Below are 16535 nucleotides of genomic sequence, written 5' to 3' on the forward strand. Positions count from 1 at the left end.
GTGATATCCCGCGAGTCTGTCGGTGAGCGCGCTCTCCACAGCTGACGCATCCGCCAGGAACAAGGCAAACTGACGGAGTTGCTCACTGTGTCTAGGGGGACGGCGATGGACGGTGTACCGCGAGTGCCGGAGCAGAGGCGGTCCGGCTCCTGTGCGGAGCCTGTCGCGCTGAGCTTCGGCGTGCTCGGTCCGGTACGAGCCCGACGCGGCGAGGTGCAGCTCAGCACCGGCTCCCCGCAGCAACGCGCCCTGCTCGCCGCCCTGCTGCTGCGCGAGGGCCGCACGGCGACCGCGGGCGAGCTGATCGACGCCCTGTGGGGCGAGGAGCCGCCGTCGCAGGCGCTGGCGGCACTGCGCACCTACGCCTCCCGGCTGCGGAAGGTGCTGGACCCCGGGATCCTGGTGAGCGAGTCCGGCGGGTACGCGGTGCGCGGGCTCGCCGAGGGCGCGCTGGACCTGGCGGTGGCGCAGGAGCTGGCGGCCGAGGCGGAGAAGGCGCGGGGCGCCGGGGACCTGCGCCATGCGCGGGAGGTGCTGGGCCGCGCGCTGGCGCTGTGGGACGGCGAGGCGCTGGCCGGCGTACCGGGCCCGTACGCGGAGACCCAGCGGGTCCGGCTGGAGGAGTGGCGGCTGCAACTCCTCGAATCCCGTCTGGACATGGACCTGGAGCAGGGCTGCCACGCGGAGGCGGTGTCGGAGCTGACCGCCCTGACGGCCGCGCACCCCCTGCGCGAGCGGCTGCGCGAACTGCTGATGCTGGCGCTGTACCGCAGCGGCCGCCAGGCGGAGGCGCTGGCGGTGTACACGGACACCCGGCAACTGCTGGCGGACGAGCTCGGCGTGGATCCGCGTCCGGGCCTGCGTGAACTGCAGCAGCGGATCCTGCGGGCCGACCCGGGTCTGGCGCAGGCGCCGTCCCCGAAGGCCGAACCGGCCTCCACCCTCGTCCGCCCGGCCCAACTCCCGGCCACGGTCCCGGACTTCACCGGCCGTTCGGCCTTCGTGGCCGAGCTGGGCGAGGTGCTGGCCTCGGCGGAGGGCCGGGTGATGGCGGTGTCGGCGGTGGCGGGCATCGGAGGCGTGGGCAAGACCACGCTCGCCGTGCACGTCGCCCACCAGGCGCGGGCCACCTTCCCGGACGGGCAGCTGTACGTCGACCTCCAGGGCGCCGGCGCGAGTTCGGCGGAACCGGAGACGGTGCTCGGGTCCTTCCTGCGCGCGCTCGGCACCGCGGACTCGGCGATCCCGGACTCCCTGGAGGAACGCTCGGCGCTGTTCCGCTCGGTCCTGGACGGCCGCCGGGTGCTGGTCCTGCTGGACAACGCCCGGGACGCGGCCCAGGTACGACCCCTGCTCCCCGGCACGGAGGGCTGCGCGGCCCTGGTGACGTCACGGGTGCGGATGGTCGACCTGGCGGGCGCCCACCTCGTGGACCTCGACGTGATGTCCCCGGACGAGGCCCTGGCGCTCTTCACCAGGATCGTGGGCGCCGAGCGGGTGGCCTCGGAGCGGAAGGCCGCCCTGGACGTCGTGGCGGCGTGCGGGTTCCTTCCGCTGGCGATCCGCATCGCGGCCTCCCGGCTGGCGGGCCGCCGCACCTGGACCGTCTCCGTCCTCGCCGCCAAGCTGGCGGACGAACGCCGCCGCCTGGACGAACTGCAGGCCGGCGACCTGGCGGTCAAGGCCACCTTCGAACTGGGCTACGGCGCGCTGGAGCCGGCCCAGGCACGCGCGTTCCGTCTGCTGGGGCTCGCGGACGGCCCGGACATCTCGGTGGCGGCGGCCGCCGCGGTGCTGGACCTGCCGGCCGACGAGACGGAGGACCTGCTGGAGTCCCTCGTCGACACCTCCCTGCTGGAGTCGGCGGCTCCCGGCCGCTACCGGTACCACGACCTGGTCCGGCTCTACGCGCGTGCGTGCGCGGAGCGGGACGAGTGGCCGCCGGGCGAGCGCGACGCGGCGATGTCGCGGTTGCTGGACTTCTACCTGGCCACGGCGGCCGGGGTGTACGCGATCGAGCGGCCGGGGGACCGGCTGGTGGACCATCTGGCGCCGACCGCCCATCCGGCGCCGGCCTTCGCCGACCGCCACGCGGCACAGGACTGGCTGTACGCGGAGGCGATCTGCCTCCTGGCCTGCGTCACCCGGTCCGCGGGCCGGCCGGAGACCCTCGCCCGCGCCATCGACCTGCTGTGGGCCGCGCACGACCTGTCCGAGTCGGGCGCCAACTCCAAGGGATACGAGGCGACCGCACAGACCGTGGTGGAGGCGTCCCGACGGCTCGGCGATCCGCGGGCCGAGGCGCGTGCCCTGATGACACTGGTGACCGTCCATCTCGTGATCGGCCGTTTCGAGCAGGCGGATCAGGAGGCCGAGCGCGCCACCCTCCTCGCGCAGGAGGCGCAGGACCTTCTCCCGGTCTGCTGGGCGAGCAACGCACGCGGGATCATCGCGCTCTACCAGAACCGCCACGCCGACGGCGAGGAGCACCTCTCCCGGGCCATCGAGCACTTCCGCACGCTGGGCGACCGGCCCGGCGAGGCGAGCGCCCTGTGCAACCTCTCCCGCATCCACCTCGCCACCGGGCGGACGAACAGCGCGGTCGCGCTGGCCCGGGAGGGCATCGGCGTGTACGACGCGATGGGCAACACCATGCGGGGCGCGAACGCCCGGTACGCGCTCGGTCTGGCGCTCACGCAGAGCGGCGAGCTGGACTCCGCGACCGACCGGCTGCACGAGTCGCTGGAGGTGTTCCGGGACAGCCGCCAGCGCCTGTGGGAGGGCATGAGCCTGTTCCGGCTGGCCGAGGTCGATCTCGCCGCCCGGCGCCCCGCGCAGGCCGCGGCGAACGCCGAGACGGCGCTGACGGTGCTGCGCGGCATCGGCGGTGAGTGGCGGCGGGGCAACGTCCTGACCGTCCTGGGCCGTGCCCTCAGCGGCATCGGGCAGACGGGGCGGGCGCGGGTCTGCTGGCAGGAAGCCGTGGGAATCTACGAGGACCTGGGCTCCGACGAGGCCGTGGAGGTACGGGCGCTGCTGACACCGGTGCGGGCGGCCTGACCGGCCCCGCGGAGGCGTTCATCGTTCGTTTATCGCCTTCCGTCAAGCTGAAGGCAGTCGATCCGTCGCGTCGGGGGGCAGACGGGTCGCCGGCGGGCCCCATACCCACTTATTGGGGCGAGCGGCCCAGCAGGGGCCCCGTCCGGTCGTCCTCGGGGGAGTGACCGGGCGGGCCCCGCCGATCCATCCATGCGATCCACCAAGGGGAGTTGACGACCATGAGCGACGAGCTCAAGCCGGAGGACCTGCACGCCACGTCCACGACGGACGGCAAGGTGACGACTCAGGACCTGCACGCCACGGACAAGCCCGTGAAGACCGACGACCTGCACGCCACGGACGAGCCCTTGGAGACCAAGGACCTGCACGCCACGTCGGAGCCCTTCAAGCCGACGAAGGCATAAGCCTCCTCGCACGGGGACCGGCCGCGGCGGCACGGAGGGGAGCCGCCGCGGCCGAGGCGTGCCGGCGCTCAGCGCGCCCGCCCCCGCAGTTCCCCCTTGACCACCTTCCCGCTCGCGTTCCTGGGCAGTTCCGTCAGGAACTCCACCTGCCTGGGCACCTTGTAGTTCGCCATCTCCCGCCGCGCCCACGCGATCAGGTCGTCCTGGGTCAGGACGGCCCCCGGCCGCCGCACCACGTACGCCTTCCCGACCTCCCCCAGCCGCGGATCCGGTACGCCGATCACCGCGACGTCCGCCACATCCGGGTGCAGGCCCAGCAGTTGCTCTATCTCCGCCGGGTAGGCGTTGAAGCCGCCGACGATGAACATGTCCTTGATGCGGTCGGTGATGCGCAGGTTGCCGGCCGCGTCGAGGACCCCCACGTCGCCCGTCCGCAGCCAGCCGTCCTCCGTCACCACCTCGGCCGTCGCCGCCTCGTCCTCGTAGTAGCCGCGCATGACGTTGAAGCCGCGTACCAGGACCTCGCCGGGCTCGCCGGGCGGTGCATCGACGCGCACCTCGGTGCCCGGTATCGCCCGCCCGGACGTCGACGCGATCACCGTGGGTTCGTCGCCCCGCCGGCACATCGTGACGATGCCGCTGGCCTCCGAGAGGCCGTACGCCGTCAGGACCGTCTCCACGCCCAACTCCCCGCGCAGCCGCTCCACCAGTCGCAGGGGCACCACCGCGGCGCCCGTCACCACCAGCCGCAGCGCCGAGAGGTCGTGGGCGGTGCGGGCGGGGTGGTCGAGGAGGGACTGGTGGAGAGTGGGCGGGCCGGGGAGCACCGACACCCGCTCCGCCGCGATGTTGGCCAGGGCCGTGTCGATGTTGAACACCGGCTGGGGAATCATCGTCGCGCCGCGCATCAGACAGGCCAGTACTCCGGCCTTGTAGCCGAAGGTGTGGAAGAACGGGTTCACAATCAGATAGCGGTCGCCCTGCCTCAACCCGGCCAGCTCGCACCACACTTCGTATGCCCGCAGCGTCTGCGCGTGGGTGATCACCGCGCCCTTGGGGCGGCCCGTCGTACCGGACGTGAAGACGATGTCCGACGGCCAGGATCCGTCCACCGCCGCCGCGCGCGCCCGCACGTCGGACGGGCCCACCCCGTCCCCGCCCGCGAGGAAGTCCTTCCACGTACGGAAGTCGGCGGGCGCGTCGTCCGACAGCACCACCACCTGCTCCAGCGAGGGCAGTTCCGGCCCTTCCGCGACCGCCCGCCGCAGCGAGGCCACGTACGAGGTCCCGAGGAAGGTCCCGGTCACGAAGAGCAGCCGCGCTCCGCTCCTGCGCAGCACGTCCGCCGCCTCCGCGCCCTTGAAGCGCGTGTTGACCGGCACGAGGACCGCCCCGGCCGAGACCGCGCCCAGCGCCGCCACGATCCAGTCCAGCGAGTTCGGGGCCCAGATCGCGACCCGGTCCCCCGGCAAGAGGCCCCTCGCGATGCAGGCGGCCGCCGCCCGTTCGACGCGGGCGCCCAGTTCGGCGTACGAGATCCGGGTACGGCCCTCCACCACCGCCTCGGTGTCCGCGTACCGCTTCGCCGCGTACCGGACGAGTCCCGGAATGCTGCCCCACTCCACGTCACCGCGCACAACAGCCCCCTACGACTAGCTGACTATCCGTCAGATTAGCTGTAGCCTGACGCCCTGTCAGCTGCCCTGGCACCCTGCGGAGGTTCCCACCATGGCCGGAATCAAGGACGCCACCGCGATCGTCGGGATCGGGCAAACCCCTTTCGCCAAAAGGCTGGACGAGGACGAGAAGACCCTCGCCTGCCGGGCCGTCCTCGCCGCTCTCGACGACGCGGGCATCGCGCCCGGCGAGGTCGACGCCCTCGCCTCGTACACGATGGAGGAGACGGACGAGGTGGAGCTGGCGAAGGCCGTCGGCTTCGGTGACCTCACCTTCTTCAGCAAGGCCGGCTACGGCGGCGGCGGTTCGTGCGCCACGGTCGCCCATCTCGCCACCGCCATCGCCACCGGTCAGGCGAGCGTCGGCGTCGCCTGGCGCTCGCGCAAGCGCGGCAGCGGTCCCCGCCCCTGGAAGAACACCACCGTCCAACTCCCCACCCCGGCCCAGTGGACACGCCCCTTCGGCCTGCTCCGCCCCGCCGACGAGATAGCCATGCTCACCCGCCGCTACATGCACGAGTACGGCGCGACCCGCGACCACCTCTTCAACGTCGCCCTCGCCTGCCGCAACAGAGCGAACCAGAACCCCGCCGCGGTGATGTACGACCGCCCCCTGACCCGCGAGATGTACATGACCTCCCGCTGGATCAGCGAGCCCCTGTGCCTGTTCGACAACTGCCTTGAGACGGATGGGGCGTTGGCCTGCGTGGTCGTCAGCAGGGAGCGGGCGCGCGACTGCCGCCGGACCCCCGTCTACGTCCACTCCGCCGCCCAGGGCCTGCCCGCCCAGCACCACGGCATGGTCAACTACTGGAACGACGACCCGCTCACCGGGCCGGCCTGGACCGCCGCCCGGCACCTGTGGAAACACGCGGACTTCACGCCCCAGGACGTGGACGTGGCCCAGATCTACGACGCGTTCACGGCGCTCGTACCGCTCTCCCTGGAGGGCTACGGGTTCTGCGACCGCGGAGAGGGCGGGGCGTTCACCGAGCAGGGGGCCCTGGAGACCGGCGGGCGGCTGCCCCTCAACACCGGTGGCGGCGGGCTCAGTGAGGCCTACGTCCACGGGTTCAACCTCATCAACGAAGGCGTGAAGCAGCTCAGAGGCACCAGCACCGCCCAGATCCCGGACGCCACCACCTGCCTGGTCACCGCCGGCGAGGGAGTCCCGACGTCCGCCCTGCTGCTGACGAACAGGAGTTGAGCCACCCATGCTGACCCCCGTCACCGACGCCGACGGCGCCCCCTTCTGGGGCTACGCCCGCCAGGGCGAACTCCGTGTCCAGGCCTGCGCCGCCTGCAGCGAACTCCGCTTCCCGCCCCGGCCCTGCTGCCCCCACTGCCAGTCCTTCGAGAGCGAGTGGCGGCCGGTCGACGGGCACGGGCGCATCTGGTCCTACGTCGTCCCGCACCCGCCCCTGCTGCCCGAATACGCGCAGCAGGCGCCGTACAACGTCGTCGTCGTCGAACTCACCGACGCCCCGCGCATCCGTCTGGTCGGCAATGTGGTCGCCGAGGCCGACGCGCGGCTCGACTCGGTCCCGCCCGAGCGCATCCGGATCGGCGCCAGGGTGCAGGTCGTCTTCGACGGCGACGGGCTGCCCCAGTGGGTCCTGGAGCGGCCATGACCGTGCGCGTGAGCGCCGACAAGGCCACCGGCATCGCCGTCGTCACCCTCGACCGGCCCGAGCGGCTCAACGCCATCGACCTGCCGATGCGCGACGAACTGCGGCGGGTCTGGCGGGAGTTGAGGTTCGACGACTCCGTGCGCGCCGTCGTCCTCACCGGCAGCGGCGAGCGGGCGTTCTGCACCGGTCTCGACCGGGACGCGGAGGTACCGCAGCCGGGCTCGCCCTACATGGCCGACGATCCGCTGCTGCGCGTGGGCCCCAAGGCGAACGACCTGTGGAAGCCGGTCGTGGCCGCCGTGCGGGGCATGGCCTGCGGGGGCGCCTTCTATCTCCTCGGGGAGTCGGACTTCCTCGTCGCCGACACCGGCGCCACCTTCTTCGACCCGCACACCGCCTACGGCATGGTCAGCGCCTACGAGTCGGTGCTCATGGCGCACCGCATGCCGCACGGCGAGGTCGCGCGGATGATGCTGATGGGCACGGCCGAGCGCATCGGGGCCAGCCGGGCGTACGACATCGGGCTGGTGTCCGAACTCACCGAACCCGGCGGGGCGTTGGCCGCGGCGACCGCCTGCGCCACCGTGATCGCCGGATATCCGGCCGAGGGCGTGCAGGGAACCGTGCGCGCCCTGTGGGCCGCCAAGGAGGCCGCACTCGCCGCCGGCTTCGCACAGGCGCCGCATCTCATCTCCCTCGGCAACCTGCCCGCGCACCGCCAGGCGGAGCTGTTCGCCGGGCGGCGCGGCGGGGGGTTCCGGGTGCGGTGAGGCGGCCGGTCAGCTGCTGCTGGCGCGCGCCGACTCGTCGACGTCGCAGTGGTCGACCGAGGCGACCAGGCTCGCGCTGCCGACCTGCACCTTCGCCGTCGCCGTGTCGTTCGCGGGCACGTCGACGTCCGCGAACCCGGTGACGACGTATTCGTCCCGCTTGTCCTTGAAGGTGACGCTGACGGTGAAGGTCCCGCCGGCCGCGTTCGGGTTGGTGACCTCGACGGTCGCGTACGGCGCCTTCGCGCTCGCGCAGCGCACCAGCTTCACCGTGGCGTCCTGGAGCGACGTGGCCGTGGGCGTGGGCGTGGTGCCGACGGAACCGCCGGACGAGCCGCTGGAGGAGCCGTAGTCGTCATCGTCATCGTCGTAGTACCTGTGGCTGCTCGACGACGAACTGTCGTGATCCTGCGCCGAACTGCTGCAGCCCCCTCCACCGTGGTGGCTGCTGCCGTGGCTCTTCCCGATGCCGTGGTGTCCGTGACTGCGCCCCGTGAACCCCGTCAGCGAGAGGACCACGAACGCCAGTACCGCTGTGTACCTGAGACCGCGCCCCCGTAGATGCATGCCATGACCCTATCCATCGCGTGTCACGACCATGCCACTGCCTGGCGACCGTCGCGTACCCGGCGTAGCGTCTGCCGTGGACGGCCGCCGTCTGGCCCCTTCCGTGAACCCGTACGACGGCCGTCACCGAACCTCACCGGCTATGCGGTCCGGGCGGTGCCCGTGCCCTTCTCCGCGTCCAGCGCGTACACGCACCGGTCCTTGCTGCACGCGTACACGACGCCGTCCTTGACCACCGGCGAACCGGTGATCTCGCCGCCGGTCGCGAGCTTCCAGCGCAGCCGTCCGTCGTCGGCCTTCAGCGTGTACAGGAGGTGGTCCGTCGACCCGAAGTGGATGCGGTCCTCCGCCACCACCGGGGCGCCGACGATCTCGCCGCCCGCCTGGAAGCGCCACTTGGGCGTGCCGGTGACCGCGTCCAGGGTGTACAGCCCCTTGCCGCTGCCCACGTGCACATGTCCGCCCGCCACCAGGACCGGCTCGACGGACGCCCGGGACTCGGTGGCGATGCGCCAGCGGTCGCGGCCGTCGGTGGCGTCGAGGGCGTAGACCGTGCCGAGGTAGTCGGCCAGGTAGATGCCGCCGCCGGTGACCGCGGGGCCCGGCGCGAAGGTGGGCCGGCAGAGGAAGACGGCGGGCGCCTCGAAGTGCCACTTCACCCGGCCGCTCGCCACGTCGATCGCCAGGACCCGGGTGCCGGCACAGACGTACACATAGCCGTCCGGCGCGCGCGTGATCCGCACCGGCACGCCGCCGCAGGAGGCCGCGTCGCCGATCGGGTAGGACCAGCGCTCGTCGCCCGTGCGGGCGTCCAGGGCGCGCAGCCTGGCGTCCTGCCAGACGTACACCGTGCCCTCGTGAATGGCCGGCCCGGACTCGGGCGACTCGAAGTCGGTCTGCGCCCCGGTGAGTTCCCACAGTTTCCGGCCGGTCGAGGCCTCGCGGGCCTGGACGCCGCCGCCGCGCGTGCCGGTGACGACCGTGCCCCGGTCGGCCTTCAGCGAGTACACCCAGGCGTCCGTGGACAGCCGCCACAGGTCGGCTCCCTCGCGGCAGTCCAGGGCGAACAGCGACGGCCCGTCGGAGGCGTGGATACGGCCGTCCGCGACCGCCATCGACCAGGCGACGTCCCGTGTCTTGAAGCGCCGGCGGCCGGTGGCCACGTCCAGGGCGTGGACCTCGAAGGACGTGACGTAGACGAGGTCGCCGGCGACCGAGGGGGTGCCCCAGACGTCGTTCGACATGCGGAAACGCCAGGGGCGCCAGCCTGCCGCGGCTTCCGGGGCCAGGGGCAGCGGTGCGGGTACGACAGGGTCGGCGCCGTTGACGCCGGGGCGCGGTTTGGACCAGGAGGCGGCCAGGGCGGCCTCCGGTGGCGGCGCCTTGACGGCGGCGGCGCGGACGTCGGAGACACGCGGGCCGGGCCCGATGGGCACCTGGGCGCCGGCGAGCCGGACGGGGCCGGCGTCCGGGGCGCCGACGGGCACGGGGGACGCCGGTACGACGGGGTCGTGCGAGGGCGGGGGCGGCAGGGGGGCCGATCGCGCACCGCCGCCGCTGCGGCCCGAGCCCTGTCCCGGTTTCACCGCCGGACGGCCGTTGCGCCGCCCCTCGATCAGGCTCACCGCCCGCTCGGGCAGCCACGCCGACGCCGTACCGCTGTCGTCGGAGCCGGAGCCGAAGAGGTGGGGGGCCAGCTGGGCCTGGAGGTCGGCGGGGTTGGGGCGGCTCGTCGCGTCCATCTGCATGAGCGACTCGATCAGCGGGCGCAGCTCGTCCGGCAGGCCCTCCAGGTCCGGGCCCTCCCGCAGCAGCATGAAGACCGTCTCGACCGGGTTGGCGCCGTGGAAGGGCGGGTGTCCGGTCGCGGCGAAGACGAGCATCGAGCCGAGCGAGAAGACGTCACTGGCTCCGGTGACGCTCCTGGAGTCCTTCGCCTGCTCCGGCGACATATAGGCGGGCGTGCCCACCGCCACGTTCGTCATTGTCAAACGTGTGTTCGAGACGCCGGACGCGATACCGAAGTCGATGACCCGGGGGCCGTCCTCGACGACCAGGACGTTCGACGGCTTCAGGTCCCGGTGCACCAGACCGGCGCCGTGGATCGACTGCAGCGCCTCGGCCACGCCCGCCGCGAGCCAGCGCACCGCCTGGGCCGGCATCGGCCCGCACTCGTTCACTATCTCTTCGAGGGAGGGTGCGGGGACGTACGCGGTGGCCAGCCACGGCACGGCGGCCCGCGCGTCGGCGTCGACCACGGCCGCCGTGTAGAAGCCGGAGACCGCCCGGGCGGCCTCGACCTCGCGCGAGAAGCGGACGCGGAACAGCTGGTCCTCGGCGAGCTCCGTCCGGACCGTCTTGATCGCCACGCGCCGGCCGGACGCCGAGCGCGCGAGATAGACCAGCCCCATGCCGCCGGCACCGAGCCGTCCCAGCACCTCGAACGGACCGATTCGCCGCGGATCGTGCTGTGTCAGCTGATCCACCACTTGCCTGCCACCTCCCCGTACGGGCCGCGCCGGCCACATCTGTACGCGACCCCGTGCAGCGTCTCACCACCGCACCGCAATGGTGGTGCGCACCCCGATTCTTCCTGTCCCGGGCACTGCTTTGCGAACCCGGGGCCCATTCGGGATGTCTCACCCCAAAACGGCAGGTCTCACTGCTCGGTCTGTTTCCGTCGCTCCAAAACGGCGAACGACGCCCCCTGATTGTCGGTGACGACGGCCACCCTCCCGTAGGACGTCTCGAATGGTGGCGCCTGGATCCGACCGCCGAGACGGCTCACCGTCCCGAGCACGTCCTCGCAGTCGTCGACACCGAAGTGGACGACGAAGTGGGGCGGCATCTCGGCCGGAAAGACCTCCGCCACGGGCGCCCGGCCGAAGTCGGGCCTGGCGTCCGGCCCGAACAGGGCGTCGTGGAACAGCTCGCCGTAGAAGGCGTTGGCGGCCTCGGTGTCCCGGGCGTACAGCTCGGCCCAGGCGAAGGTGCCGGGCTCGTGCCGCCTGCCGAAGCCGGTGTGGCCACCCGGCTCCCACAGACCGAACACGGCACCCTCCGCGTCCGTGACCAGCGCCGTCGTGCCCAGCTCGGCGACCGGTACGGGCGCCGTCACGACCTGTCCGCCGGCGGCCCAGACCCGGTCGGCCAGCGCCTCGGCGTCGGGCGTCGCGAAGTACACGGTCCATACGGTGGGCAGCCGGCCGTCCGTCTTACGGGCCAGCGCGGCCACCGGCTCCCCCTCGTGCAGCGCCCAGACCGTGCCGAGGGACCACTCCGGCCGGTCCTCGAAGCTCCACCCGAAGAGTTCACCGTAGAACCGCTTGCCCGCCTCCACGTCCGGTAGCTGCGCGTCCACCCAGCACGGGACGCCCTCTCCGTACGCGGATGCCCTGTTTTCGGCCATACCGCCAAACTAACGGCGTCTCACGCACCCCGCAGGACCAGGCACACCCGCCTCTGTGCACTCATGCACCCCATTTGCAGTCGGCCGAATCGCGCTCCGATCACCCCTCGGTAAGCTGACGACATGACAGGACAAGTGCGTACCGTCGACGGCCGCGTGGCCGGCCGGCGTGGGCAGGCGACCCGGCAGAAGCTGCTCGACTGCCTCAGCGAGATGCTCAGCTCCTCCCCTTACCGGGACGTCAAAGTCATCGATGTCGCCCGGAAAGCGGGCACTTCACCCGCGACCTTCTACCAGTACTTCCCGGACGTGGAGGGCGCCGTCCTGGAGATCGCCGAGCAAATGGCCACCGAGGGCGCCGGGTTGACCGAGTTGCTCGAAGGCCGGTCATGGGTCGGCAAGGCCGGCTGGCAGACCGCGCAGGAACTCGTGGACGGATTCCTGGAGTTCTGGCGCAGGAACGACGCGATCCTGCGTGTCGTCGACCTCGGTGCGGCCGAGGGCGACAAGCGGTTCTACAAACTTCGCATGAAGATCCTCAACTCGGTGAACAACTCCCTTGTGGATTCGGTCGCCGAACTGCAGTCCAAGGGCAAGGTCGACAAGGAAGTGAACCCGGCGGCGGTCGCCGGTTCGCTGGTCGCGATGCTCGCGGCCGTCGCCTCCCACCAGAAGGGCTTCCAGACCTGGGGCGTCAAGCAGGCCGAACTCAAACCGAATCTGGCGCTGTTGGTCCACCTGGGCGTGACAGGCAGGAAGCCGACGAAGTAACACACGTCACACGTCTCTTTCCAGGTCCCCAAGTCCTGTCTGGCAGGCGGCGGTTCACGCTCCCGTGGATCACCGCCTGCTCTGCTGTGCGGGCAGTGGCCGGTCCTTCACCACGTGCTTCATCACCAGCGTCGAGGTGAGCTTCTGCACCCCCGGCAGACTGGCGAGCCGCTCGTCGTACAGCCGTTGGTAGGCCGCGAGGTCGGCGGCGACGACCCGCAGCAGATAGTCCGGCTCCCCGAACAGCCGCTGCGCCTCCAGCACCTCGTCCACCTCCCCGAGGGCCCTCTCGAACTCGGCGACCGTCTCGCGGTCCTCCTGCCGCATGGAGACGAAGACCAGCGCCTCGAAGGTCAGCCCGACGGCCGCGGGATCGACGACGGCCCGGTATCCACTGATGGCTCCCGACCGCTCCAGCTCCCGCAGCCGCCGGTGGCAGGGCGAGACGCTGAGCCGCACCCGCGCGGCCAGCTCGGTCACGGTCAGCCGCCCGTCCTGCTGCAGCTCGGCAAGGATTTTCCGGTCTACGTCGTCCATGAGGCAGATCTTTCCACCGAACGCGCGGATCCGGGGAAACTTCGGGAACACTTTCGGGCCGACTGAGCCTAATGTCCCCACCATGAACTCGGGATCCCTGCTCTCCTTCCTGGCCCTCGACCTGCTGCTGGTGTGCGTGCCCGGCGCCGACTGGGCGTATGTGATCGCGAACGGCGTGCGTGGCCGCGCGGTGGGGCGGGCGGTGGCGGGACTGGTCGCGGGGTACGCGCTGCACACGGCGCTGGCCGTCGCGGGCCTCGCCGTCCTGGTCGCGAGCTCGCCCGCGCTCCTGACGGCGCTGACGGTGACGGGGGCCGGATACCTGGTGTGGCTGGGCTGGGGCGTCCTGCGCCGCCCGGCGGTACCCAAGGCGGACGCACAGGGCGCACAGGACACGCAGGCACCCTCCGGCGGCCTCTTCCTGCGCGGCGCGACGATCAGCGGCCTGAACCCGAAAGGTCTGCTGCTCTATCTCTCGGTGCTCCCCCAGTTCCTCGTCACCCGGGGCGCACACCCGCCGGTGGCCGTCCAGACAGCGGTGCTCGGCCTCCTGCACATGGCGTGCTGCGCCGCCGTCTACCTGACCGTGGGAATCCTGTCCCGCGCCCTACTGGCCGCCCGCCCCCGGGCCGCCCGCGCGGTCACCCGCACCTCCGGGGCGGCGATGCTCGGCATCGGCGCGCTCCTGCTGGCGCAGCACACGCTATGACCGCCGGCGCAGCACACGCTATGACCGCCGCCGCAGACCACGCTACGTCTGCCGCCGCAGCACGAGCTACGCCTGCCGCCGCGTGATCCGGAACAGCCGTATCTCCCGCTCCACCCGGGCCTGATATGCGGCATACGGCGGCCAGAAGGCCAGTACCCGCTGCCAGACCACGGCCCGTTCCTCCCCCTCCAGCAGCCGGGCCGTCACCGGGATGCCCGCGCCCTTCCAGCTGATCCCGGCGTCGGGGTGCGCGAGCAGGTTGTGGGTCCACGCGGGGTGGTCGGTGCGGCCGAAGTTGGAGCCGACGAGGATCCAGCCGCGGCCGTCGTCCTCGGGCATGCAGGCGAGCGGAGTGCGCCGGGCCAGTCCGCTGCGCGCCCCCGTGGACGTGAGGACCAGGCCCGGCAGCATCTGCGCGCTGAGCAGTACCTTCCCGCGCGTGAGCCGGTGGACGGCCCGGTCCAGTGCGGGAACGAGATACGGGGCCACCTTGCCGAACCCGCGCGTCGACGAGACCTTCTGCACCACCCGCACACCGATCACACCGTCACCTCCCTGCTCTCGAAGAGTCGTGCCACGTCGGCGGCGTGCGCCCGCAGCCGGTGCGCCGGACCGAAGAGCAGCTCGTCACCGGCGGCGCGCTTGAAGTACAGATGGGCCTCGTGTTCCCAGGTGAACCCGATGCCGCCGTGCAGTTGGATCCCTTCGGCGGCGGCAGCGCGCAACGCCTCCAGCGCCTGCGCGAGGGCGAGCCCGCCGGCCCTCTCCCCGTGGGCCGCCGCCCAGGCCGCGTAGTAGGCGGCCGAACGCGCCGCCTGCACCTGGACGTACACGTCGGCCAGCCGGTGCTTCACGGCCTGGAAGGACCCGATGGCCCGGCCGAACTGCTCGCGCTGCTTGACGTATTCGACGGTCCCCTCCAGCGCTCGGTCGGCGGCCCCGACGGCCTCGCACGCGAGGACGGCAGCCGCGCGGTCGCCGAAGGCGGCGAGCGCGCCGAGCACGTCGAAACTCTCCGCGCTCTCCGCGCCCAGCAACTGCGCCTCCACATCCCGCAGTTGGACGCGCCCCTGCGGCCGGGTCGCGTCGAGCGCGGTCTGGCGTACGCGTACGAGACCGGTCGCCTCTCCCGTCACGAGGAACAGGAGGGTGCGTGAGCGGGCGAAGCCGCCGGAGTGGGCGGCGATCACGAGCAGCTCCGCGCTGTGCCCGTCCAGCACCTGGTCGACCTGGCCGAACAGCCGCCAGCCGTCCCCCGCTCTGCGGGCCTGCACACCCCCCGCCCGGCCACCGCCCGCCCAGTCGCCCTCGCCCGTGCCGTTGAGGGCGAGAGCGGTCGCGAGGGCGGCACCCGGGACCGCGAGGGCGGCGGTCAGGCTGCCCGCGGCGATACGGGGCAGCAGAGCGGCGCGCTGGGCGTCGGCGCCGAGGGCGAGGATCACCGGTGCGGCGAGGACAGCCGTGGCCAGGAAGGGCGAGGGGGCCAGCGCACGACCCGTCTCCTCTGCCGCCAGGGCGAGTTCGGTCACCGAGCAGCCGGCGCCACCGTACGCCTCCGGGAGGGCCAGGCCGGGGAGTCCGAGCTGGTCGGCGAGGGCGGTCCACAGGGCCGGGTCGTGTCCGGCGGGGGTGTCGAGGGCGGCGCGCAGCTCCTCGGGACCGCAGCGTTTGCGGAGCAGTTCGCGCAGGGTTCGGCGGATCTCGCCCTGCTCAGCGGTGAAGCCGGCATCCATGACTTTCCCCCTCTTCCCTCTTCGCTCTTCCCTCCGGATCTGACGGCCCGTCATATTAGGAGGGCCGAAGCGATATGCCCAGGGGCAGGAGGCCTCGCATGACGTCCGGGAGCCGGAAAGTGGCCGTGGTCGGGGTGTCCCTGTCCGACTGCGGCCGGGTGGACGACGCGACCCCGTACACCCTGCACGCCCAGGCGGCCCGCCGCGCCCTGGCGGACTCGGGGCTCGGCCGGGAGGTGGTGGACGGCTTCGCGTCCGCCGGGCTGGGCACGCTCGCGCCCGTCGAGGTGGCCGAGTACCTGGGCCTTCGCCCCACCTGGGTCGACTCCACGGCCGTGGGCGGCTCCACCTGGGAGGTGATGGCGGCCCACGCGGCGGACGCGATCGCCGCCGGGCACGCGAACGCGGTGCTGCTGGTCTACGGCTCCACGGCGCGCGCCGACATCAAGGCGGGCCGCCGCACGGGAAACCTCTCCTTCGGCGCCCGGGGCCCGCTCCAGTTCGAGGTCCCCTACGGCCACACGCTCATCGCCAAGTACGCGATGGCGGCCCGCCGCCACATGATCGAACACGGCACGACGATCGAGCAGCTGGCGCAGGTCGCGGTACAGGCGCGAGCGAACGCCGCCCTGAACCCGGACGCGATGTTCCGCACGCCCATCACGGTGGACGAGGTCCTCTCCGGCCCGATGATCGCGGACCCGTTCACGAAGCTGCACTGCTGCATCCGCTCCGACGGCGGGGCGGCGGTGCTGCTGGCGGCCGAGGAGTACGTACGGGACTGCCGTACCGCTCCGGTCTGGGTGCTCGGCACCGGGGAGCACGTCTCGCACGCCGCGATGTCCGAGTGGGCCGACTTCACGGTGTCCCCGGCGGCGGTTAGCGGACGGCTGGCGTTCGAGCGGGCGGGACTGCGACCCGAGGAGATGGACTTCGCGCAGATCTACGACGCCTTCACCTACATGACGCTGGTGACCCTTGAGGACCTCGACTTCTGCGCCAAGGGAGAGGGCGGGGCGTTCGTGGAGAAGGGGCGGCTCAGGGTCGAGGGCGGCGAGCTGCCGGTGAACACGGACGGAGGCGGCCTCTCCGCCCAACATCCGGGGATGCGGGGGCTGTTCCTACTGGTGGAGGCGGTGCGGCAGTTGCGGGGGGAGGCGGGGGCGCGGCAAGTGCGGAAACGGGACGGGGAGTTGCCGCGGCTGGGGGTCGCGTCGGGGACGGGCGGGTGGTTCTGCTCGTCCGGGACGGTGGTGCTGGGCGGGTGA

At 72.3% G+C, this 16535-nt stretch carries 15 protein-coding genes; 8 read left to right on the forward strand and 7 right to left on the reverse strand.

The genetic code is table 11. From position 1 onward, the window contains the following. Positions 1-105: 105 nt before the first annotated feature. Both afsR and OOK07_RS18375 read left to right on the forward strand, forming a co-directional pair. Positions 106-3060 carry an SARP-family global regulator AfsR gene (afsR, locus tag OOK07_RS18370; protein WP_266797460.1) on the forward strand — a complete coding sequence of 985 codons (2955 nt, stop codon included), beginning with the start codon at positions 106-108 and terminating at the stop codon, positions 3058-3060. A gap of 218 nt (positions 3061-3278) precedes the next feature. Continuing rightward, positions 3279-3464: a hypothetical protein gene (locus OOK07_RS18375; protein ID WP_266681621.1), complete on the forward strand. Its 186-nt coding sequence runs from the start codon at positions 3279-3281 to the stop codon at positions 3462-3464. Positions 3465-3532: 68 nt separating this feature from the next. Here OOK07_RS18375 and OOK07_RS18380 read toward each other — a convergent pair whose 3' ends face one another. Continuing rightward, a complete protein-coding gene (locus OOK07_RS18380) occupies positions 3533-5101 on the reverse strand; it encodes a FadD3 family acyl-CoA ligase (protein ID WP_266797461.1) in 1569 nt (522 codons plus the stop codon). 91 nt (positions 5102-5192) lie between these two features. On the opposite strand from OOK07_RS18380, the gene OOK07_RS18385 reads away from it, so the two are divergent. Genes OOK07_RS18385 through OOK07_RS18395 form a run of 3 tightly spaced genes read left to right on the forward strand, consistent with a single transcriptional unit; the run spans position 5193 to position 7541 of the window. Then, positions 5193-6347, forward strand: coding sequence for a lipid-transfer protein (locus tag OOK07_RS18385; RefSeq protein WP_266797462.1), 1155 nt, complete (start codon positions 5193-5195; stop codon positions 6345-6347). 7 nt (positions 6348-6354) lie between these two features. Then, complete coding sequence (locus OOK07_RS18390; RefSeq protein ID WP_266797464.1) at positions 6355-6771, forward strand: Zn-ribbon domain-containing OB-fold protein; 417 nt, start codon at positions 6355-6357, stop codon at positions 6769-6771. Then, positions 6768-7541, forward strand: a complete 774-nt coding sequence (locus OOK07_RS18395; RefSeq protein ID WP_266797465.1) for an enoyl-CoA hydratase/isomerase family protein — start codon at positions 6768-6770, stop codon at positions 7539-7541. The genes OOK07_RS18390 and OOK07_RS18395 overlap by 4 nt, the downstream gene beginning before the upstream one ends. 9 nt (positions 7542-7550) lie before the next feature. Here the strand turns inward: OOK07_RS18395 and OOK07_RS18400 are convergent, their stop codons facing one another. The 3 genes from OOK07_RS18400 to kbpA all read right to left on the reverse strand — a co-directional run bounded on the left by OOK07_RS18400 (position 7551) and on the right by kbpA (position 11517). Next, on the reverse strand, positions 7551-8108 hold the full coding sequence (locus tag OOK07_RS18400) for a hypothetical protein (RefSeq protein WP_266681635.1): 558 nt from the start codon (positions 8106-8108) through the stop codon (positions 7551-7553). Positions 8109-8248: 140 nt separating this feature from the next. Continuing rightward, positions 8249-10597, reverse strand: a complete 2349-nt coding sequence (gene afsK / locus OOK07_RS18405; protein WP_266797467.1) for a protein serine/threonine kinase AfsK — start codon at positions 10595-10597, stop codon at positions 8249-8251. A gap of 170 nt (positions 10598-10767) precedes the next feature. Next, positions 10768-11517, reverse strand: coding sequence for an AfsK-binding protein KbpA (gene kbpA, locus OOK07_RS18410; protein ID WP_266681639.1), 750 nt, complete (start codon positions 11515-11517; stop codon positions 10768-10770). A gap of 135 nt (positions 11518-11652) precedes the next feature. Between kbpA and OOK07_RS18415 the strand changes: the two genes are divergently transcribed. Then, entirely contained in the window at positions 11653-12288 is a 636-nt protein-coding gene (locus OOK07_RS18415) for a TetR family transcriptional regulator (RefSeq protein ID WP_266683598.1), read from the forward strand. Positions 12289-12357: 69 nt separating this feature from the next. Here OOK07_RS18415 and OOK07_RS18420 read toward each other — a convergent pair whose 3' ends face one another. Then, on the reverse strand, positions 12358-12825 hold the full coding sequence (locus OOK07_RS18420) for an Lrp/AsnC family transcriptional regulator (protein ID WP_266681641.1): 468 nt from the start codon (positions 12823-12825) through the stop codon (positions 12358-12360). A gap of 82 nt (positions 12826-12907) precedes the next feature. Between OOK07_RS18420 and OOK07_RS18425 the strand changes: the two genes are divergently transcribed. Further along, a complete protein-coding gene (locus OOK07_RS18425) occupies positions 12908-13534 on the forward strand; it encodes a LysE family translocator (RefSeq protein ID WP_266681643.1) in 627 nt (208 codons plus the stop codon). Positions 13535-13600: 66 nt separating this feature from the next. Here the strand turns inward: OOK07_RS18425 and OOK07_RS18430 are convergent, their stop codons facing one another. After that, positions 13601-14077: a nitroreductase/quinone reductase family protein gene (locus OOK07_RS18430; RefSeq protein WP_266681645.1), complete on the reverse strand. Its 477-nt coding sequence runs from the start codon at positions 14075-14077 to the stop codon at positions 13601-13603. Next, positions 14074-15267, reverse strand: a complete 1194-nt coding sequence (locus OOK07_RS18435) for an acyl-CoA dehydrogenase family protein (protein WP_266797470.1) — start codon at positions 15265-15267, stop codon at positions 14074-14076. Before OOK07_RS18435 ends, OOK07_RS18430 begins: the two co-directional genes overlap by 4 nt. A gap of 98 nt (positions 15268-15365) precedes the next feature. Between OOK07_RS18435 and OOK07_RS18440 the strand changes: the two genes are divergently transcribed. After that, on the forward strand, positions 15366-16535 hold the full coding sequence (locus OOK07_RS18440; RefSeq protein ID WP_266797472.1) for a thiolase C-terminal domain-containing protein: 1170 nt from the start codon (positions 15366-15368) through the stop codon (positions 16533-16535).

The sequence above is a fragment of the Streptomyces sp. NBC_00078 genome (assembly GCF_026343335.1).
Lineage (GTDB): Bacteria > Actinomycetota > Actinomycetes > Streptomycetales > Streptomycetaceae > Streptomyces.